Genomic DNA, 20,903 nt, shown 5'->3' with positions numbered 1-20,903 from the left:
TTCGTACTGCTGCGGCTATGGCTTGCGGCTAGGCACCGCGGGTGTGGCGGATCGTGTCGCGGTACCACTTGGCGCTGTCCTTGAGCGTCCGCTCCTGCGTGTCGTAGTCGACGCGGACGATGCCGAACCGCTTGTCGTAGCCGTAGGACCACTCGAAGTTGTCCATCAGCGACCAGGCGAAGTAGCCCCGGACATCCGCCCCTTGGGCGCGGGCCGCGGCCACGGCGGCGATGTGGTCGGCGAGATAGGTGGTGCGGTCGGCGTCGTGGATCTGTCCGTCCTCGGAGACGGAGTCGTCGAACGCGGCACCGTTCTCGGTGATGACCGTCGGGACGCCGTACTCCTTGTCCAGGCGCACCAGCAGGTCCGTGAGGGCGGTGGGGGTGATCTCCCAGTCCATGGCGGTGCGTGGCAGGTCGCGCTCCACGCCACGGGTGACGGGCAGACCGTCGGCGCCCACCGGGGAGCCCTCCTCCGTGACGCCGGAGAAGAGCGTGCCGCGGTAGAAGTTGACGCCGAGGATGTCGATCGGAGTGGAGATGACCTTCAAGTCACCTTCCTGGACCGGGAGTTCGACGTTCTGCAGGGCGAGGTCGGCGATGACGTCCTCGGGGTAGGCACCCTTGACGAGCGGGTCCAGGTAGAGGCGGCGGCCGAGCCCGTCGGCGCGGCGGCAGGCCTCGGCGTCCTCGTGGCTGTCGGTCTCGGGGGTGGCGGTGCCGAGGTTGAGCGTGATGCCGAGTTCGAGCTCGTTGCCGCGGGCGGCGGCCGCCTCGCGGATGTGCTGCGAGGCGAGGCCATGGCCGAAGAGCAGATGGTGGACGGCCTTGATCGCGTCGCCGAAGTTCTTCCGGCCGGGAGCCTGGTTGCCGTACGCGTAACCGAGCATGGCCGAGCACCAGGGCTCGTTCAGCGTCGTCCAGTGCTTCACCCGGTCACCGAGCGCGTCGTACGCGAGGGCGGCGTACTCGGCGAAGCGGTAGGCGGTGTCGCGGGCCGGCCAGCCGCCCGCGTCCTCCAGCTCCTGCGGCAGATCCCAGTGGTAGAGAGTGATCCAGGGGGTGATGCCCTTGGACTCCAGCTCATCGATCAGCCGCTTGTAGAAGTCGAGGCCCTTGGCGTTGGCCGGGCCGCGCCCGCCGGGCTGGATGCGCGGCCAGGCGAGCGAGAAGCGGTACGTGTCGACGCCCAGGTCGGTGATCAGCTGCACGTCCTCGGGCATCCGGTGGTAGTGGTCGCAGGCCACATCGCCGTTCTCGCCGCGGACGACCATGCCCGGCACCCTGCAGTACGTGTCCCAGATCGACGGGGTTCTGCCGTCCTCGGCGGCCGCTCCCTCGATCTGGTAGGCGGCGGTGGCAACGCCCCAGCGGAAGTCGGCGGGCAGACCGGTAACGGGCTCGGCGGCGATCTCGCGAGCGTATCCCTGGGGGATGACGAGGTTCATGGTTCTCCTGTGGTGTGCTGTGGGGTCGCTACGGGCGGGGGGCGACGGTGGCCGGGGCCGGCTGATGCAGCCAGCAGGCCACCGTGCGGGAGCCGTCCCCTTCCGGCCGGTCGAGCACCGGCACGTGGGTGGCGCACGGCTCGAGTGCCTTGCCGCAGCGGGGGTGGAAGGCGCAGCCGGCCGGCATCGCCGACAGATGCGGGGGCGAGCCGGGGATGCCGGTGAGTTCGCGGCGGGGGCCGTGCAGAGCGGGGAAGGAGTGCAGCAGGCCTTCGCTGTAGGGGTGGCGGGGGTCCTGGTAGATGTCGGAGGCACCGGCCTCCTCGACGATCCGGCCGCCGTACATGATCGCGATCCGGTCCGAGAACTCGATCAGCAGCGAGATGTCGTGCGTGATGAAGACGACCGAGAAGCCCAGTTCCTCGCGGAGCTTGACCAGCTGGCGCAGGATCTGGCGCTGCATGACGACGTCCAGGGCCGTCGTGGGCTCGTCCATGATGACGATCTCGGGCTCCAGCGCAAGGGCCATCGCGATCATCACCCGCTGGCGCATGCCGCCGGAGAGCTGGTGCGGGTAGGCGGAGAGGCGGTCCGCGGAGATGCCGACCAGCGACAGCAGCTCCTTCGCACGTGCGGTGCGTTCGGCCCGGTTCATCTCCGGTCGGTGCGCCTGGAGCACGTCGGTGAGCTGGCTGTGGACCGTGTGCACCGGGTTGAGCGAGTTCATCGCTCCCTGGAAGACGATCGACAGTTCCTGCCAGCGGAAGGCGCGGAGCTCGGGGGCCGACAGGGCCAGCAGGTCGAGCGCCTCGCCGTCGCGCCGGTGGTAGTGGACCTCGCCGCCGGTGATCACCCCGGGCGGCGAGAGCAGCCGGGTGACGGCGTATGCCAGCGTCGACTTGCCGGACCCGGACTCGCCTGCCAGGCCCAGGACTTCGCCCCGGTGGAGGGTGAGGTCGATGTCGCGCAGCGCGTGCACGGCGGCGTCGCCGGTCCCGTAGTCCACGTTCAGACCGCGGATGGTGAGGACGGGCTCGCTGCTCATGAGCGGGTCTCCTTGTCGTGCGTACCGCGTGCCACGGGGGTGAAGCCGACCCGCATCCGGACCTTCCTGGATGCGCCGGTCTCCGTGCGCAGCCGGGGGTTGACGAACTCGTCGATGCCGAAGTTGATCAGGGCGAGCGACATGCCGAGCAGGGCGATGCAGAGCCCGGCCGGAACAAACCACCACCACGCGCCCTGTGCCAGCGCCTGGTTGGACTGCGCCCAGAACAGGACGGTCCCCCAGTTCCAGTTGGAGATGTCGGCGACGCCGATGAAGGCGAGGGTGATCTCGGACAGGATCGCGAAGATCACCGTGCCGACGAAACCGGACGCGATGACGGCCGTCAGGTTCGGCAGGACTTCGAAGAGGATGATCCGCCAGGTCGACTCGCCGGTGGCGCGGGCCGCTTCGACGTAGTCCCTGCGGCGCAGCGACAGCGTCTGGGCGCGCAGGACACGCGCGCCCCAGGCCCACGAGGTGAGGGCGATGACGGTGGCGATCAGGAGGTCGCCCGTGTCGGAGACGAGACTGGCGATGATGATGATCAGCGGCAGCCCCGGAATGACCAGGAAGACGTTGGAGAGCACCGAGAGCAGCTCGTCTGCGGTGCCGCCGAGGAAGCCGGCGCTGACGCCGATCAGTACGGACAGGATCGTCGCGAAGATGCCGGCGACGAAACCGACGACCAGGACGCCGCGGGTGCCGACGAGGATCTGCGAGAGCACGTCCTGTCCGGTCTGTGTGGTGCCGAACCAGTGTGCGCCGGAAGGCGGTTGGAGCAGCTCGTTGCTCATGGTGTCCGGGTCGTACGGAGCGATCCACGGCCCGATGACGGCGATCACGACGAAGAAGAGCAGGATCCCTAGCCCGACGACGGTCTTGCGGCCGCGCAGGAAGCGGAATCTGCGCTTACTGGGCGCCGGGGTCTCGGTCGCGTCGAGTACGGCGACCTCTGCAGCGGTGACGGCCATGTCCTAGGCCTCCCTTCGGGTACGGGGGTCGAGGACCATGTAGATCACGTCGGCGAGGAGATTCGCCGCGAGGACGGAGAGCGTGATGATCAGGAAGATGCCCTGCATCAGGGGGTAGTCCTTGGCAGCCACACCCTGGAAGAGCTGGTAGCCGATGCCCGGGTAGGAGAAGACCATCTCCACCAGCAGCGTGCCGCCGACGATGAAGCCCAGGGAGAGGGCGAAGCCGGAGATGTTGGGCAGGATCGCGTTGCGTGCCGCGTATCCGAACATCACCCGGCGCTCGGAGAGCCCCTTGGCCTGGGCGACCATGACGTAGTCCTCGCTGGACACCGTCACCATCATGTTCCGCATGCCCAGGATCCAGCCGGCCATTGCGCTGAGCACGATCGTCAGGCCCGGCAGCGCGGCGTGGTAGAGCGCGCTGGAGACGAACGGCCAGTCGAAGGCCGGCACCAGGGCGTTGTCGTATCCGCCCGAGGCCGGGAAGAGCGGCCACTTCACGGCGAACAGCGCGATGGCGATGAGTCCCAGCCAGAAGTACGGAATGGCGGAGATGAACGTGGTGACGGGCAGCAGGCTGTCCATCCAGGAGCCGCGCCGCCAGCCGGTGAAGACGCCGATGCCGGTGCCGAGCGCGAAGCTGATCAGGGTGGTGACGCCGACGAGCGCCAGCGTCCACGGCAGCGACTGACTGATCACCTCGCTGACCGGCGTCGGAAAGAAGGTGAAGGACAGCCCGAGGTCGCCGTCGAGCAAATGCGACCAGTAGTCGGTGTACTGCTCCCAGAGCGACATGTGTTTGTCGAGACCGAAGAGCGCCGTGAGCGAGTCGATCGCGCTGGTGTCCAGCTGGCCCTGGAAGCGGGAGAGGAGCGCCTGGACCGGGTCCCCGGGCATCAGGCGCGGGATCAGGAAGTTGATGGTGATCGCGGCCCACGCGGTGACCAGATAAAAGGCGAGCCGTTGCAGCAGATACTTCACTTCGCAGCCTCCTTCTGGTGGTCGTCGGCGGCTTCCGCGGCTTCCGCGTACAGCCAGCAGGCCGCCCACTGGCCGTCCGCCAGGTCGAAGCGCGGCGGCAGTTCGGTGCGGCAGCGCTCCATCGCCTTCGGGCAGCGCGGGTGGAACCGGCAGCCGGCCGGCGGGGCGATCAGCGAGGGCGGTTCGCCACTGCCGGTCTCCTCCTGTTCCTCCTCGGCGACCACCCGGTCCGGGTCGGGCGCCGAGGCGATGAGCAGCTGCGTATAGGGGTGGGCGGGGCGTTGGGTGACGGTCTCGCTGTCGCCGCCCTCGACGATCCGGCCCGCGTACATCACGAGAGTGGTGTCCGCGAAGTACCGGGCGGACGCGATGTCGTGGGTGATGTAGAGGATCGCCAGATGGAGGCGTTCCTTGAGGTCGCGCAGGAGGTTGAGGACGCCGAGCCGGATGGAGACGTCGAGCATCGAGACGGGCTCGTCGGCCAGGAGGACCTTCGGGTCGGCACCGAGCGCACGGGCGATGGCGACGCGCTGGCGCTGACCGCCGGAAAGCTCGTGCGGGAACTTGTCGAGGTACTGCGCGGCAGGGGTGAGCTGCACCCGCTCCAGCAGCGCGGCGAGTTCGGTCCCGGTCGCCTCCCGCCCGTGGATCTTCAGTGACCGGGTGAGGTGGTAGCGCACGGTGTGCACCGGGTTGAGCGAGGCGAACGGGTCCTGGAAGATCAGCTGGACCTGTCGGACGTAACTGCGGAAGGACCGGCCACGGCCTGCCTTCACCGCCTTGCCCTCCAGCTGGATCTCGCCGTCGGTGAGCGGATACAGCTGGGCGAGCAGCCGGGCGACGGTGGATTTACCGGAGCCCGACTCCCCCACCAGGGCCGTGACGGTGGAGCGCCGCAGTTGCAGCGAGACGTCGTCGACGGCGTGGACGGTGCGGCGACGGCGTGCGACGAGATCACGGCCGGTGCGGCGGACGGGGAAGTGCTTGGTGACTCCGCGTGCTTCGAGCACGATGTCGTCGGTCTGATCGATGGTGGTGGTCATGGCCGGTCCGTTTCCCCGTACTACTTGGAGGGCTTGAGCTTCAGCACGATCTGCAGCACGGAGGGCTGGGTGTGCTGCGGCGGGGCGTACGGGTCGGCCTCGGTGGGCCAGCCCACCCAGTTCTTCGTGGAGTACTCGGCTCCGATGGGGGCGGCGGCCGTCGGAATCATCGGCGCCTGCTCGACCATGATCTTCTGGAGCTTGTTCATGGCCGCGGTGCGGGTGGCCTCCTCGGTGGCGTTGGCGAAGTCCTTGAGCGCCTGGGTCGCCTCGGGGCTCTTGAAACGGCCGAAGTTGCCTGTCTGGGAGGCCTTGCCGATGGGCTGGAGGATCGCGCCGTCCATGATGTTCTGGTACATGTCGTACGGGGTCGCACCGCTGTTGGTCCAGTGCAGGGTGGCGTCGAAGTTGCCGTTGGCGACGTCCGCGCCCCAGGCCTCGGCGGTCTGCGTCTTGACCTTCGCCTCGATACCGAGCTGCTTGATGTTGTCCTTGATGATGGAGAGTCCGGTGATGTAGTCGTTCCAGCCGGCCGGGTCGGTGAAGGTGAGCTTGACCGGCTTGCCGCTCGGGTCCTTGAGCACGCCGCCGGAGAGCTTGAACCCGGCGTCGTCGAGGATCTTCTTGGCGCCGGCCACATCGGGTGCGGTCGTGGCGCTCTTGTACTCGGGCGCCAGGAACGAGTCACCGGCGGGCAGCGGGATGCCGGTCGGGTTGGTGATCTCCGGGTAGAGCGTCGCCTCGGCCTGGGTGTAGATCGCCTTGCGGTCGACGACCATCGCCATGGCCTTGCGCAGCGCCGGGTTGTCGAACGGCTTGCGGGCGGTGTTGAACCACAGTCCGTGGATGCCGAGGCCCGACGGGAACCACAGCTTGTGGTTCTTGGGGTCCTTGTTGATGAACAGCTGCTTGTAGTTCGGCATGAAGACGAACGACCACTCGAGCTTGCCGCTCGCCAGCGCCGTGGTCGCCGCGCTGTTGTCGTTGTACGCGCTGTACCGCAGCTCCTTGACCTTCGTCGCGCCCTTCCAGTACGTGGGCGTGGCGGTCAGCGTGGTGGTCTGCGGGGTGAACGTCTTGAGCTTGTACGGGCCGGAGCCGATCGGGTTCCGGTTGGGCCAGGTCTCCGGGTCCTTGACGCCTTCCCAGATGTGCTTGGGCACGATGAAGGTCTGGATGATCTTGTTCTGGTTGACGTACTGGGAGTTCTTGAAGGTCAGGACGACCTTCTTGCCCTCGACGGCCACTCCGTCGAAGGGGATGCCGTTCCAGTTGAGCGCCGAGTGCGTCTTCAGCAGGTTGAACGTGTAGGCGACGTCATCGGCGGTCAGCGGCTTGCCGTCGGCCCACTTCGCCTTGGGGTCGAGGCTGAAGGTGACCTTGGTGAAGTTGTTCTCCCACGTCCAGTCGGTCGCCAGCCACGGCGCGGCCTTGTCCGCGGGCTTGATCTGGTTCGTCATCGCCAGCGGCTCGTAGATCATGTAGCGGTAGCCGAGCGTGGCGCCCGCCGAGGTGTTCAGGAACGGGTTGCTGTTGTTGGTCTGCGGTCCGTCGGGCTTGCCCAGGGTCAGCACGCCGGAGGCGCCGCTCCCTTTGTTGGCACCCGAGTTGGCGGACGAGCAACCGGCGGCGAGCGCGACCACGGCGGTGGCGAGCGAGAGCGCTCTCAGCGTGGCGTGACGTCGTGCGGACATGGCGACTCCATGAGGGACTGCGGGTCTGAGAGATCCGGAAGGTGGGCAGCGCTCGGCGCGCCGGGTACAGGCGGTACGGGGCGGTGCGGGTGGTGCGGGAGGTGGTGCGGGGTGCAGCACGGCCGGGGAGCCGGCCGGACCGCTACGGCGCCGAGTGGCGCACGACCAGTTCGGTGGGCAGCACGACCGGTGCATCGGGTACGGCCGTGCCGCCGAGGTGGGACAGCAGCATCCGTGCGGCCGTCTCACCCATCTGCCGGGTGGGCTGGCGCACGGTGGTCAGCGGCGGTTCGGTGTGCTCGGCCATCGGGATGTCGTCGAAGCCGACCACGGCGATGTCGTCCGGCACGGACCGCCCGGCCGCACGCAACGCCCGCAGCACGCCCGCCGCGCTGATGTCGTTGTGTGCGAAGACCGAGTCGAGCTCGGCGCCGGACGCCAGGATCTGCTCCACGGCCAGCCGGCCGCTGCGTTCGGTGAAGTCCCCGTGGACGACGAGATCGGTGGGCAGGACCGTACGGAATCCGTCCAGCCGGTCGCGTACGCAGCCGAAGTTCTGGGGGCCGGTGATGACCAGGGGTCTGGTGCGTCCGGCGGCCAGCAGATGGCGGGCGGCGGACGCGCCTCCTTCGCGGTTGGTGGTCACGACGGAGGGAAATTCGGGGTGGTGGCCGCGGTCGTCGATCAGGACGATCGGCAGACCGTCGCGGTGCAGTGCGGTGAGGTGGTCGAGGGTGTTCTCGGGTTCGACCACGACGAGCCCGTCGAAGGCGCGCGCCGACACCTGGCTGGTGAAGCGCTGCACGGACTCGGCGCCACGGTTGCAGGTGAAGAGCAGCAGCCCGTAGTCGGCGGCCTCGACGGTGTCGACAACGCCCTGGAGCACTTCGCCCATCCACGGCCAGGTCAGCGAGGGCACCAGCATGCCGACCGTACGGCTGCTGCCGCGGGCCAGTCCGACGGCGCCCGAGCTGGGCACGTAGCCGAGCTGTGCGATCACTTCACGAACACGGGCGGCCGTGGAACCGTCCACTTCGCCCTTGGTGTTGATGACCCGGGACACGGTCGTCTTGCTGACGCCGGCCTCGCGGGCGACATCGGCGATGGTGACACGCATCGGGGGCCTCCAGGACAAGGCATGACAGGGAGCTGGAACCGGTACCGCAACCGGTTCCGGAACCGGTACCGGCGTTGCGGCGTGAGTTAACCCCGCTGGAACAGTGCCGTCAATACTTCACGTCGACATTGGTCCGTACCCATCTCTCGTGCAGGCAGGCCACGTTGTGTGTTCAGGTTCTGAACGCACATCCTCTTGACGTGGCCACGTAAGAGCAGTTCACTCACGCCTCGATCGACGGCAACTCCCCCACGCCCCTGCCGAGGAAGGCAACAGCCCATGATCAGATCAGGAAGAGCGGCCCGAGCTCTGCTCGCCGCCGTGCTCGCCACGGCCGGTCTCACCGGGCTCTCGTCCGGTACGGCCCAGGCCGCCGGCGAGACCGTGAACATCGCGCTGACCACGACGGACGACTCCGGCGGCCGCCATGTCACGCGCGGTCTCGAAGCCCAGGCCCCGGTCGCCTTCGGCGCCGGGAACGGCGGCAGCGGTACGAACATCACGGTCGACGAGAGCACCCGCTACCAGACCTTCACGGGCGGCGGCGCCTCGTTCACGGACACGGCCGCGTACCTGATGAAGAGCAGCGGGGCGCTCACCCAGGCGACCCGCGACGCCACGATGAGGAAGTTGTTCTCCCCCACCGACGGCATCGGGCTCTCTTTCGTACGCAATCCGATGGGCGGCTCGGACCTGGCGAGGTACGGCTACACCTACGACGACGTACCGGCCGGCCAGAGCGACCCCACGCTCGCCGGCTTCTCGATCGCACACGATCTGGAGGACGTGCTCCCGCTCACCGAACAGGCCAAGCAGCTCAACCCGGCGCTGACGACAATGGCTTCGCCGTGGACGGCCCCGGCCTGGATGAAGGACAGCGGCCAGCTGAACGGCGGCTGGCTGAAGGCGGAGAACTACGGCACCTACGCCGACTACTTCGTGAAGTACCTCCAGGCCTACCGCGACCAGGGCGTCCCGGTCGACTACGTCACCGCGCAGAACGAGCCGACCTGCTGTTCCGGCTATCCGTCGATGAGCTGGAACGGCTCGGGGCTCGCGTACTTCACCAAGAGCGAGCTGCTGCCGAAGCTCCAGTCGGCGGGGCTCGCGACCAAGGTCCTGGCCCACGACTGGAACTGGGACACCTACGACGCGTACGCGGCGGCCACCGTGGACGACCCGGCCGTGCGCAACCACCCCAACTTCGGCGGGGTCGCGTGGCACGGCTACGGCGGTGACGTCGCCAAGCAGACCGCGGTGCACAACCAGTACCCGTCGATGGACGCCTTCCAGACCGAGCACTCCGGCGGCACCTGGATCGCCGACCAGCAGCGCGAGGACATGCTCAACATCATCGACTACACCCGCAACTGGGCGAAGTCGGTGACCAAGTGGTCCCTCGCCGTGGACCAGAACCGCGGCCCGCACAACGGCGGCTGCGGCACCTGCGACGGCCTGATAACCGTGCACAACGGGGACAGCAGGAGCGGCCAGGTCGACTACAACATCGAGTACTACACGATGGGCCATCTGACGAAGTTCGTACGTCCCGGCGCCGCCCGGATCTCCTCGACGGCCAGCTCCACCGTGCCCAATGTGGCCTGGCGCAACCCGGACGGATCCAAGGCGCTGATCGCGTACAACGGCTCCACGTCGGCGCAGCAGATCACGGTCAACTGGGGTGGCCAGAAGTTCACTTACTCGCTTCCGGGCCGCACCTCGGCGACCTTCACCTGGTCGGGAACACAGTCCGGTTCCGGTGGTACCTCAGGTGTCTTCTCGGGCCTTGCGGGCAAGTGCCTGGACGTCGCGGGCGGCAGCGGCGCCGACGGGGCGGCCGTCCAGCTCTATGACTGCAACGGCTCGGCGGCGCAGCGCTGGACGGTCGGCACGGACGGTTCCGTCCAGGCGCTGGGCTCCTGCCTGGACGTGACGTCCGCGTCGACGGCCGATGGAGCGAAGGTCCAGCTGTACACCTGCAACGGTTCGGCGGCGCAGCGCTGGACGTACAACGCCTCGACGGGTGACGTCGTCAACACGGCCGCCGACAAGTGTCTGGACATCACCGACCAGTCGGCGGCGAACGGGGCCCGCGCCCAGATCTGGACGTGCACGGGAGCGGCCAACCAGAAGTGGCATCTCCAGTAACAGGGCGGATCTGTCCGGAGGGCGGGCCCGCGGAGACTGCTTCGTGGGCCCGCCCCGGACCGGGGCGACTACTCCGTCGGCTCGACCCCGGCCCGCAGCAACCCGTACGTGTAGGCGTCCTCCAGCGCCTGCCAGGACGCCGCGATGACGTTCTCCGCGACGCCGACCGTCGCCCAGTCGCCGGTGCCGTCGCCCGTGGTGATGAGGACTCGGGTGGTGGACTCGGTACCGGTGCGGCCTTCGAGGATGCGGACCTTGTAGTCGACCAGTTCCAGCTTGGCGAGCTGCGGGTAGATCCGCTCCAGCGCGACGCGCAGCGCCCGGTCGAGTGCGTTGACCGGGCCGTTGCCCTCGGCGGTGGCGACGATGCGCTCGCCCTTGGCCCAGAGCTTCACGGTCGCCTCGTTGGCGTGCGTGCCGTCGGGGCGGTCCTCGACGATGGCGCGCCAGGACTCGGTGCGGAAGTAGCGGCGTACCCGGCCCTCGGCCTCGGCGCGCAGCAGCAGTTCGAAGGAGGCGTCGGCGGCCTCGTACGTGTAGCCCCTGAGCTCACGCTCCTTGACGCGCTCGACGACCCGGCCGACGAGTTCGCGGTCGTCGCCGAGGTCGATGCCGAGCTCCTTGCCCTTGAGCTCGATGGAGGCGCGGCCCGCCATGTCGGAGACCAGCATCCGCATGGTGTTGCCGACCAGCGCGGGGTCGATGTGCTGGTACAGGTCGGGGTCGACCTTGATCGCGGAGGCGTGGAGCCCGGCCTTGTGGGCGAAGGCCGAAACACCCACATAGGGCTGATGGGTGGAGGGCGTCAGATTGACGACCTCGGCGATCGCGTGCGAGACACGGGTCATGTCGGCGAGTGCGCCCTCGGGCAGGACGGTCTTGCCGTACTTGAGTTCCAGGGCGGCGACGACGGGGAAGAGGTTGGCGTTGCCGACCCGCTCGCCGTAGCCGTTGGCGGTGCACTGGACGTGGGTGGCGCCCGCGTCGACGGCGGCGAGGGTGTTGGCGACGGCGCAGCCGGTGTCGTCCTGGGCGTGGATGCCGAGCCGGGCGCCGGTGTCGGCGAGAACGGTGGCGACGACGGCCTGGACCTGGGCGGGAAGCATGCCGCCGTTGGTGTCGCAGAGGATGACGACATCGGCGCCGGCCTCGGAGGCGACGCGGACGACAGCCTTGGCGTACTCGGGGTTGGCGCGGTAGCCGTCGAAGAAGTGCTCGCAGTCCACGAAGACCCGGCGGCCCTGCTCGCGGAGGAAGGAGACGGTGTCGCGGACCATCTCCAGGTTCTCTTCGAGGGTGGTGCGCAGGGCGAGTTCCACATGGCGGTCGTGGGACTTGGCGACCAGCGTGATCACGGGGGCACCGGATGCCAGCAGCGCCTTGACCTGGGGGTCCTCGGCGGCCTTACCACCGGCCCTGCGGGTCGCGCCGAAGGCGACCAGCTCGGCGTTCTTGAACTCGATCTCCTGCTGGGCACGGGCGAAGAACTCGGTGTCGCGGGGGTTGGCGCCGGGCCAGCCGCCCTCGATGAAGCCCACGCCGAAGTTGTCCAGGTGCCGCGCAATGGTCAGCTTGTCCGCGACCGTCAGGTTGATGCCTTCACGCTGGGCCCCGTCGCGCAGTGTGGTGTCGAAGACATGGAAACTGTCGTCGGTGGCCTTGGCCTTGGTGGTCATGCTGGTCTGACTCCTGTCGGATGAGTGGATCCGGACGATCTGGCTCCACTTGCCCCCATCATCCCGCGCGCGCCTCGCCCCGGCCGAGGTGAGGGCCGGAAAACGAAAAAACCCCTCGCGGGTGCGAGAGGTCTGCGCGCGGGTCTGGGGCACGGTGGCCGTGCCGCACGTGGTGGTACGGGACGGTCACTGCGGACCGGCGCGCCTGTTGCCAATAATCATGACGAACGAGGGCACGAAGGCAGTCTTGCACAGGGCCGCCTCCGTGCCGTGTCCCGTCTCAGGATGCGGGCGTGACGCTCGTCGCTCCGGACCGCTCCGGCCGCTCCTGCTCGGACTCGCGGGCGCCGATCCGTCCCAGGTCGATGTCGCGGGTCTCGCGCATGGTCAGGTAGACGACCAGGGAGACCGCGGCGCAGCCGGCCACGTACCAGTAGAAGCCGGACTCGACACCCGCCTTCTTGAACCAGAGCGCCACGTATTCGGCGGTGCCGCCGAAGAGCGCGTTGGCGATGGCGTACGGGAGGGCCACGCCCAGGGCGCGGATGCCGGTCGGGAAGAGCTCGGCCTTCACACAGGCGTTGATCGAGGTGTACCCGGTGACGACGACCAGGGCGAGGAGCGCCAGGCCGAACGCGGGCCAGAACGTGCCCGCGTGCTTGAGCATCGTCATGATCGGCACGGTCAGGAAGGTGGAGCCGACGGCGAAGGTGATCAGCATCGGGCGGCGGCCGATCCGGTCGGAGAGCATTCCGGCCAGCGGCTGGATGCACATGAAGACGAACAGGGCGCAGAAGCTGACGAGCGAGGCGGTGGACTTCTCCATACCGGCGCTCTTGGAGAGGAACTTGGTGAGATAGGTCGTGTACGTGTAGTACGCGACGGTCCCGCCCATGGTCAGCGCCATCACCAGGAACGCCTCGCGCCTGTGCTTCCACAGCGCCTTCAGCGTGCCGCGGTCCTCCTGCTCGGCGGCGCCGGACTCCGCGTACACCTCGGTCTCCAGCATCGAGCGGCGCAGATAGAAGACGATCGCGGCACCGAGGGCACCGACGATGAACGGGATGCGCCAGCCCCAGCTGTGCAGGGCCGCGTCGGACATGTTGCGCTGCAGGATGATCTGGAGGCCGAGGCCGATGAGCTGTCCCGCGGTCATGGACACGTACTGGAAGCTGGAGGCGAAGCCGCGCCGGTGGGGTGCGGACGCCTCGGTCAGATAGGTGGCGCTGGCGGCGTACTCGCCCCCGACGCTGAGGCCCTGGAGCAGCCGGGCCGCCAGGAGGACGGCGACACCGCCGTATCCCGCGACGTCGTACGTCGGCGCGATGGCGATGAGGACCGCGGAGGCCGACATGAGGGTGACGGTGAGGGTGAGCGCGGCCTTGCGTCCTTTGCGGTCACCGATCCGGCCGAGCATCCAGCCACCGACCGGCCTCATGAAGAAGCCGACGGCGAAGATGCCCATGGTGTTCATGAGGTTGGCGGTCTCATTGCCTTCGGGGAAGAACGAATCCGCGAAGTAGACGGCGAAGGTCGCGTACACGAACCAGTCGAACCACTCGACCATGTTGCCGGCGGAGCCGACCCAGATTTTCTTCCACTGCTCTCGTCCCATGGTCCGTCACCGTGCCCCAGGAAACGAAAATGTAACAAGGGTGTAGCGGGCAACGATCGGGAGTACTTGCGTGCGTTGCGTTCAGGGAAGCAGCGAGCTCTGAAGGAACTCCCTTACGTGGGAAAGGACTTGCTCACGGCCGGTACCCGGTATACCGACGGCGACATGGACGCTGAAGCCGTCGAGCAGGGCGCGCAAACGGGCGGCGAACCGGTCCGGGTCCACGGCGCGGAATTCCCCGCGCGAGATGCCCTCGGCGAGCAGCGCCACCAGGTCCCGGTGCCAGGCCCCCTCGATGGCGGCCTGCCGCCCGCGCGCGTCGGCGTCGGCGTTCTGCGAGCGGTTCCAGACCTCCAGCCAGAGCGTCCAGTGGGGGTCGCGCGGCCCTTCGGGGACGTACAGATCCACATAGTGGTCGAGCCGCTCGGCGGCGGGCGCCTGCTGGGAGAGCAGGGCACTGCGTTCGGCGCCGAGGCGCCCCTCGCTCCACTCCAGGGTCTGCAGCAGGAGCTCGTCCTTGGTCCGGAAGTAGTACAGAAGGTGCCCGCTGCTCATCCCGACCTCGCGCCCGAGCCCCGCCATGGTCAGCCCGTCGAGCCCGCGCTCGGCGATGGTGGCCATGGCGGCAGCGAGCAGGGACTCACGGGGCGGCGCCGTATTGCGCCGCCGGGCGGGGGGCGGGGTCATGCTGCGGCCGCCGCGTAGAGCATCTCGTTCACCCGTACGTTCTACCGGATCCGCCGCTCAGTCACCTACAGCAGGCTGCTGCTGAGTGATGCAGTGGATGCCGCCCCCGCCCGCGAAGATCGTGCGGGCGTCGACCGGCGTGACCGTACGGCCGGGGTAGAGGCGGCGGAAGATGCCCGCTGCGTTCTCGTCGCGGGGATCGTCGAAGGCGCACAGCACCACGCCGCCGTTGCAGACGTAGTGGTTGATGTACGAGTAGTCGACCCACTGACCGTCCTCGTCCTGCACCACGGTCGGGGCCGGGACCTCGATGACCTCCAGGGTGCGGCCCTGCGCGTCGGTCTGGGCCCTCAGCATCTCCACGTTCTCCCTGCAGAGCTCGTGGTCCGGGTGGGACGGATCCGGCTGGGTGTGGACGACGACCACACCGGGTCCGGCGAAGGCGGCGACGATATCGACATGGCCGAGGGTGCCGAAGCCGTGCGGCGGGTAGTCGCCCGTCAGGCCGCGCCGCAACCAGATCGCCTTCGTGGTGCCGAGTTTGGCGTGGATCTCGGCCTCGACCAGCTCCTTGGTCCAGTCCGGGTTGCGCTCGGGGCCGAGCTGCACGGTCTCGGTGAGCAGGACGGTGCCTTCGCCGTCGACGTGGATGCCGCCGCCCTCGTTGACGAGGGGGGAGCTGTGCACACAGACCCCGGCGAGGTCCGCGACATGGCGGGCGATCTTCGCGTCGTGTTCCCAGGTGGCCCAGTCCTGTGCGCCCCAGCCGTTGAACACCCAGTCCACGGCGGCCAGTTGAGTGCCGTCGGTGACGAAGGTCGGGCCGATGTCGCGCATCCAGGCGTCGTCCAGCTCGCGCTCGACCAGCTCGATGTCCGGGCCGAGGAGGCCGCGGGCGTCCTCCGCCTGTCCGGGCCCGACGACCATGGTGACCGGCTCGAAGCGGCGTACGGCCCGGGCCACCGCCGCCCATGCCTGGCGGGACTCGGCGAGGTCGTCGCCGGAGAAGGTGACGTTGGGGCCCGGCCAGGCCATCCAGGTGCGCTCGTGCGGGGCCCACTCGGGCGGCATACGGAACGTCATGTCGTCGGACTCCTAAAGGCTGTGCTTTTACAGGAAGTAGAGGCGGTTGAGAGAGATCGAGTCGGCGGGCTCGGAGCGCACCGGGGCACCGTCCAGCGTGACCAGGCCGCTGCGCCCGTCCACTGCCACATCGCCGATACGGGAGTTGAGGCGGAGGTCCACCGGCCCGATCCCGCGAGTGCCGCGTACGGCCACCCTGCGGCGTCGCGTCGGCATCAGGTCGGAGCCCAGCTCGGTCGCCGCCTTCGCCACGAAGGCCACCGAGATGTCCGCGGGGGTCGCGCCGTGCCCCCCGAACAGCGGCCCCAGGACCAGCGGTTCACAGGTGTCGGTCGCGGCGTTGGGGTCGCCCGTCACTCCCCACGCCGGGAAGCCCGACTTCAGTACGAGCTGCGGCTTGGCCCCGAAGAACTGCGGCTTCCACAGCACGATGTCGGCGAGCTTGCCCACCTCGATCGAGCCGATCTCGTGCGCGAGACCGTGCGCGATGGCCGGGTTGATCGTCAGCTTCGCCATGTAGCGCAGCACCCGGGCGTTGTCGTCGTGCGGGCCGTCGCCCTCCATCGGGCCCAGCTCGGCCTTCATCTTCCCGGCCATCGCGAAGGTGCGGCGTACGGTCTCGCCCGCGCGCCCCATCCCCTGTGCGTCCGACGAGGTGATGCCGATCGCGCCGAGGTCGTGCAGCACGTCCTCCGCGCCCATCGTCCCGGCCCTGATCCGGTCCCGAGCCATGGCGGCGTCACCGGGCAGGTCGGTCTTGAGGTCGTGTACGGAGACGATCATCCCGTAGTGCTCGGCCACCGCGTCCCTGCCGAACGGCAGGGTCGGGTTGGTGGAGGAGCCGATGACGTTCGGGACGCCCGCCATCTTGAGCACGTTCGGTACGTGTCCGCCGCCGCAGCCCTCGATGTGGAAGGCGTGGATCGTCCGGCCGTCCAGGACGCGCAGGGTGTCCTCGACGGACAGGCATTCGTTCAGCCCGTCGCTGTGCAGGGCGACCTGTACGTCGTGCTCCTCGGCGACCCGCAGGGCGGTGTCGAGTGCGCGGGTGTGCGCGCCCATGTCCTCGTGCACCTTGAAGCCGGACGCCCCGCCCTCGGCGAGCGCCTCCACCAGGGGCGCGTCGTCGGAGGAGGAACCACGCGCCAGGAAGCCGATGTTGACCGGCCAGGCGTCGAAGGCGTTGAAGGCATGGCGCAGCGCCCACGGCGAGTTGACGCCGACGCCCCACACCGGGCCGAACTCCTGGCCGATGACGGTGGTGACGCCGGAGGCGAGCGAGGCCTCCATGATGCGCGGCGAGAGCAGATGGACATGGGTGTCGACGGCGCCGGCCGTCGCGATCATGCCTTCGCCGGACACGATCGAGGTGCCCGTACCGACGACGACGTCGACGCCGTCGAGCGTGTCCGGGTTCCCGGCCCGTCCGATCGAGCAGATCCGGCCTTCGCGGATGCCGATGGAGACCTTCCGGATGCCCTGGACCGCGTCGATGACCAGCACATTGCTGATGACGACGTCACAGGTGTCGCGTACGGCCGCGGCCTTGAGGTGCAGTCCGTCGCGCGCGGTCTTGCCGAATCCGGCCAGGAACTCGTCGCCGTGCTGCTGTGCGTCCGACTCGACGCGTACCACCAGGCCGGAGTCGCCGAGGACGACCCGGTCCCCGGCGCGCGGTCCGTGGACCGATGCGTATTCGTACGGGTCCATCAGGCGTCCTCCGCCCCGAGATAGCCGCAGGCCGCCGCACGTCGCAGAGCCTCTTCCTTCGCGCCGGGCGCGTCCAGCGGGCCGTCGACCAGGCCCGCGAAACCGATCGCGATGCGAGCACCGCCGATCGGCAGCAGGCCGACCTCGGCCTCGCCGCCCGGGTCGAATCGGACCGACGATCCGGCGGGAACGCACAGCCGCATCCCGTACGCCGCGGCCCGGTCGAAGTCGAGCCGCGGGTTGGCCTCGAAGAAGTGGAAGTGCGAGGTGACGCTGACCGGGACGGTCGCGGTGTTGCGCACGGTCAGCCGCAGCGCGGGCTCGGGCTCGGCGTGCGCCGGTGCGGGCAGTACGGCGCCGGGCGCGCCGTCCCCCAGCCGGAGTCCGGCGCCGTGGCCGATGGGCTCGGACACGACGGCCAGCCGGGATCCGTCGTCGAAGACGGCCTCCACATGGACCTCGGTGACCACGTCCGCCACGCCGGGCAGGACGTCGTCCGGTCCCAGCACACTGCGCGCGGCCTCGATGGCCTCCGCGAGCCGCCGCCCGTCGCGCGCCGCTTCGCACACGGTGTCCGCTATCAGCGCCGTCGCTTCGGGCACGTTGAGCTTCAGCCCACGCGCCCGGCGCGCCCGCGCCAGTTCGGCAGCTCCGAAGAGCAGCAGCCGGTCACGCTCGGTCGGGGTCAGTCGCACGTCACCATACCTCCAGATTAGAACACCACTCTAACCATGGCTTCCCATGACTGGAAAGTATTGACGGTCACCCCTTCTTACGTCACATTGAACGGCACTCAAACAGTCGAGCGTCAGGGGCGGCCTCATGCCGATAGAACAACGCGGAGTCGACACCATCCCGGACGACGAGCGCACCAGTGGGCCGCGCGACCTCGTGTCGATCCTTCTCGGCTCCAATCTCTGCCTGGGCGTCATCGTCTTCGGCTGGCTGCCGCCGTCCTTCGGACTGGGGCTGTGGCCCTCAGCGACCTCGATCGTCATCGGGACGCTGGCCGGCGTCCTGGTCACGGCCCCGCTCGCGCTGATCTCCCTGCGCACGGCGACCAACCTCTCCACGTCCAGCGGCGCCCAGTTCGGCGTACGCGGCCGGCTCGTCGGCTCGGTCGTCGGCCTGCTGCTCTCCCTCGGGTACACCGCGCTCACGCTGTGGATCGGCGGCGACGTGATGGCCGGCACGCTGTCCCGGCTGTTCGGGCTGCCCGACGGCGGAGCCTCCCGGGCCTTGATGTACACCGTGCTCGCGGGCGCCACGGTCGTCGGCGCGGTCTACGGCTACCGGCTGCTGCTGGGGCTCAGCAAGGTGCTGTCCATCGGCATGGTCGTCCTCCTGCTGCTCGGCGTCGTCGCCTACTCCGGCGACTTCACCACGGCCGCGCCCCCGGACACCCCCTACCTGCTCGGCTCCTTCTGGCACACCTGGCTGCTCGCGGCCGTCGCCGCCGGACTGAGCGGCCCGGTCGCCTTCATCACGCTGCTCGGTGACTACACGCGCTACATCTCGCCGCGCCGCCACAGCTCCCGCAAGGTGTTCTGGGCCACCTGTCTCGGCCTTCTCCTCGGCCTGCTGGTGCCGCAGCTGTTCGGTACGTACACCGCGCTCGCCGCCCGCGCCGGCCTGGAGTACGCGGAACCGCTCGTCGACGCCGCGCCCTTCTGGTATCTGGTGCCGCTGCTTCTGGCGGCCTCGGCCGGGTCCGTCGGCAACTCCGGCCTGATGCTGTACTCGATGGGTCTCGACCTGGACGCGATCCTGCCGAAGGCCACCCGCACCAAGGCCACCGTGGTCGCCGCCGCCGTCGCGACCGTGTTCGTGTTCGCCGGCTCCTTCGCCTGGTCCGTGCAGTCCGCCATGACGTCCTTCGTGCTGCTGCTGACGGCCATCGGCACCCCCTGGGCAGTGATCTCGCTGATCGGGTACGTACGCTGCGGCGGCCAGTACGACCCGGACGCCCTGCAGGTCTTCAACCGACGCGCCAAGGGCGGCATCTACTGGTACCGGGCGGGCTGGAACATCAGCGCCACGGTGTCCTGGGCCGTGGGCGCGGCGGTCGGCCTCGCGGCGGTCTCCACCACGGTCTACGAAGGCCCGCTGCTCGCCCTCACGGGCGGGGTGGACTGCAGCTTCATCCTCTCGGGCCTGGCGGGCGGGGTGACGTACACCGCCCTGACGTGGCGCGGCGACAAGTCCACTGCCGGCTCCGCCCCGGGCGCCGAGCCCGAAGGCACCGGCACCGACACCGCGGACGGCTCCGACGGCGGTCCCGTGGCGGTCACGTCCATGGTGTAGCGAAACGCACCGGGCCCGGCGAGCGTGGAACCGCAGGAGAGGTCGGCTCCCGTGGCATTGAGGACTTCTGACGTACCGATCGCCCCCCGAGGCGAAAGGCCCGGGGCGGGGAACCGGGCCGATTGTGTGCGCGCACCTCAACACGTTGGATTTTCGGAACCAAGAACAGACGTGGCCGCGGCCGCTGGGCACACGACGACGAAGGCCGCGCCCGGCAGGGAGCCGGGCGCGGCCTTCGCGCGTACAACAGGGGGCTGACTAGCCGAGCGGGTGCATCCAGTCGTGGGTGTCCTCGGCGATGCCGCGCTGGATGTCCAGCAGGCGCTCGCGCAGCTTCAGCGTGACCTCGCCGGTCGTGCCCTGGCTCTGGGTCCACTCGCCGCCCGCGGACTTGACGGTGCCGACGGGGGTGATGACGGCAGCGGTGCCGCAGGCGAAGACCTCGGTGAGGGTGCCGTTCGCGGTGTCGTCCCGCCACTGGTCGATGGAGACGCGGCCCTCCTCGGACTCGTAGCCCAGGTCGCGGGCGACCTTGAGCAGCGAGTCACGGGTGATGCCGGCGAGCAGGGAGCCGGTCAGCGCCGGAGTGATGATCTTGTTCCCGTACACGAAGTACAGGTTCATCCCGCCGAGCTCCTCGACCCACTTGTGCTCGACCGCGTCGAGGTAGGCGACCTGGTCGCAGCCCTTCGCCGAAGCCTCGGCCTGGGCGAGGAGGGACGCCGCGTAGTTGCCGCCGGTCTTGGCGTCACCCATGCCACCCGGGACGGCGCGCACCCGGTCCTCGGAGAGCCAGATGGAGACCGGCTTCACGCCACCGGGGAAGTACGCGCCGGCGGGCGAGGCGATCACGAGGAACAGGTACTCGTTGGCGGGCTTCACGCCGAGCCCGACCTCGGCCGCGATCATGAACGGGCGCAGGTAGAGCGATTCCTCGCCGCCGTGCGCCGGAACCCATGCCTCGTCCTGCTGGACGAGCGCGTCACAGGCCGCGATGAACGTCTCGACGGGCAGCTCCGGCATGGCGAGCCGGCGCGCGGAGGCCTGGAAGCGCTCGGCGTTGGCCTCGGGGCGGAACGTGGCGACCGAGCCGTCGGGCTGGCGGTAGGCCTTGAGGCCCTCGAAGATCTCCTGCCCGTAGTGCAGGGTCATGTTGGCGGGGTCGATCGACAGCGGGGCGTACGGGACGAGCTGGGCATCGTGCCAGCCGCGGCCTTCGGTCCACCTGATCGTCACCATGTGATCGGTGAAGTGGCGGCCGAATCCGGGCTTGACCAGGATCGCCTCGCGCTCCGCGTCGGACAGCGGGTTCGAGGAGGGCTTGAGCTCGATCGTGGGCGTCGTCATGAGTGCGTGTCCTTCACCGGTTGTATGTGTTG

At 69.0% G+C, this 20,903-nt stretch carries 16 protein-coding genes; 2 read left to right on the top strand and 14 right to left on the bottom strand.

The window, feature by feature from the left end; translation table 11 throughout:
- Positions 1 to 28 precede the first annotated feature (28 nt).
- From ACGFU7_RS19820 to ACGFU7_RS19790, 7 genes are all read right to left on the bottom strand, one after another.
- On the bottom strand, positions 29 to 1,447 hold the full coding sequence (locus ACGFU7_RS19820) for a GH1 family beta-glucosidase (RefSeq protein ID WP_393697316.1): 1,419 nt from the start codon (positions 1,445 to 1,447) through the stop codon (positions 29 to 31).
- A gap of 28 nt (positions 1,448 to 1,475) precedes the next feature.
- Complete coding sequence (locus tag ACGFU7_RS19815) at positions 1,476 to 2,492, bottom strand: ABC transporter ATP-binding protein (RefSeq protein WP_393697315.1); 1,017 nt, start codon at positions 2,490 to 2,492, stop codon at positions 1,476 to 1,478.
- Complete coding sequence (locus ACGFU7_RS19810; protein WP_393697314.1) at positions 2,489 to 3,463, bottom strand: ABC transporter permease; 975 nt, start codon at positions 3,461 to 3,463, stop codon at positions 2,489 to 2,491. The genes ACGFU7_RS19815 and ACGFU7_RS19810 overlap by 4 nt, the downstream gene beginning before the upstream one ends.
- 3 nt (positions 3,464 to 3,466) lie before the next feature.
- Positions 3,467 to 4,447: an ABC transporter permease gene (locus ACGFU7_RS19805; protein ID WP_329160610.1), complete on the bottom strand. Its 981-nt coding sequence runs from the start codon at positions 4,445 to 4,447 to the stop codon at positions 3,467 to 3,469.
- Positions 4,444 to 5,490, bottom strand: coding sequence for an ABC transporter ATP-binding protein (locus ACGFU7_RS19800; RefSeq protein WP_393697313.1), 1,047 nt, complete (start codon positions 5,488 to 5,490; stop codon positions 4,444 to 4,446). Before ACGFU7_RS19800 ends, ACGFU7_RS19805 begins: the two co-directional genes overlap by 4 nt.
- A 20-nt stretch (positions 5,491 to 5,510) precedes the next feature.
- Positions 5,511 to 7,184: an ABC transporter substrate-binding protein gene (locus ACGFU7_RS19795; RefSeq protein WP_393697312.1), complete on the bottom strand. Its 1,674-nt coding sequence runs from the start codon at positions 7,182 to 7,184 to the stop codon at positions 5,511 to 5,513.
- 142 nt (positions 7,185 to 7,326) lie between these two features.
- A complete protein-coding gene (locus tag ACGFU7_RS19790) occupies positions 7,327 to 8,301 on the bottom strand; it encodes a LacI family DNA-binding transcriptional regulator (protein ID WP_393697311.1) in 975 nt (324 codons plus the stop codon).
- 279 nt (positions 8,302 to 8,580) lie between these two features.
- On the opposite strand from ACGFU7_RS19790, the gene ACGFU7_RS19785 reads away from it, so the two are divergent.
- Entirely contained in the window at positions 8,581 to 10,449 is a 1,869-nt protein-coding gene (locus ACGFU7_RS19785; protein ID WP_393697310.1) for a ricin-type beta-trefoil lectin domain protein, read from the top strand.
- Between the two features lie 68 nt (positions 10,450 to 10,517).
- On the opposite strand, the gene cimA is transcribed toward ACGFU7_RS19785, so the two are convergent.
- From cimA to ureA, 6 genes are all read right to left on the bottom strand, one after another.
- On the bottom strand, positions 10,518 to 12,125 hold the full coding sequence (cimA, locus tag ACGFU7_RS19780; RefSeq protein ID WP_393697309.1) for a citramalate synthase: 1,608 nt from the start codon (positions 12,123 to 12,125) through the stop codon (positions 10,518 to 10,520).
- A gap of 280 nt (positions 12,126 to 12,405) precedes the next feature.
- Positions 12,406 to 13,740 (bottom strand): MFS transporter, encoded by a 1,335-nt coding sequence (locus ACGFU7_RS19775; RefSeq protein ID WP_393697308.1) that lies wholly within the window; start codon positions 13,738 to 13,740, stop codon positions 12,406 to 12,408.
- 81 nt (positions 13,741 to 13,821) lie between these two features.
- Positions 13,822 to 14,427: a TetR/AcrR family transcriptional regulator gene (locus ACGFU7_RS19770; RefSeq protein ID WP_393697307.1), complete on the bottom strand. Its 606-nt coding sequence runs from the start codon at positions 14,425 to 14,427 to the stop codon at positions 13,822 to 13,824.
- 57 nt (positions 14,428 to 14,484) lie between these two features.
- Entirely contained in the window at positions 14,485 to 15,510 is a 1,026-nt protein-coding gene (locus tag ACGFU7_RS19765) for an agmatine/peptidylarginine deiminase (protein WP_393697306.1), read from the bottom strand.
- Positions 15,511 to 15,537: 27 nt separating this feature from the next.
- Positions 15,538 to 17,220, bottom strand: coding sequence for an urease subunit alpha (locus tag ACGFU7_RS19760; RefSeq protein WP_393697305.1), 1,683 nt, complete (start codon positions 17,218 to 17,220; stop codon positions 15,538 to 15,540).
- On the bottom strand, positions 17,220 to 17,915 hold the full coding sequence (gene ureA, locus ACGFU7_RS19755) for an urease subunit gamma (RefSeq protein WP_393697304.1): 696 nt from the start codon (positions 17,913 to 17,915) through the stop codon (positions 17,220 to 17,222). The genes ACGFU7_RS19760 and ureA overlap by 1 nt, the downstream gene beginning before the upstream one ends.
- A gap of 127 nt (positions 17,916 to 18,042) precedes the next feature.
- Between ureA and ACGFU7_RS19750 the strand changes: the two genes are divergently transcribed.
- A complete protein-coding gene (locus ACGFU7_RS19750; protein WP_393697303.1) occupies positions 18,043 to 19,524 on the top strand; it encodes a cytosine permease in 1,482 nt (493 codons plus the stop codon).
- A gap of 258 nt (positions 19,525 to 19,782) precedes the next feature.
- Here the strand turns inward: ACGFU7_RS19750 and ACGFU7_RS19745 are convergent, their stop codons facing one another.
- Entirely contained in the window at positions 19,783 to 20,871 is a 1,089-nt protein-coding gene (locus ACGFU7_RS19745) for a branched-chain amino acid aminotransferase (RefSeq protein WP_393697302.1), read from the bottom strand.
- Between the last annotated feature and the right edge of the window lie 32 nt (positions 20,872 to 20,903).

It is taken from the genome of Streptomyces sp. NPDC048473 (assembly GCF_043200155.1).
Lineage (GTDB): Bacteria > Actinomycetota > Actinomycetes > Streptomycetales > Streptomycetaceae > Streptomyces.
Note: the sequence above shows the minus strand (reverse complement) of the source record. Positions and strands in the feature narration are given on the sequence as shown.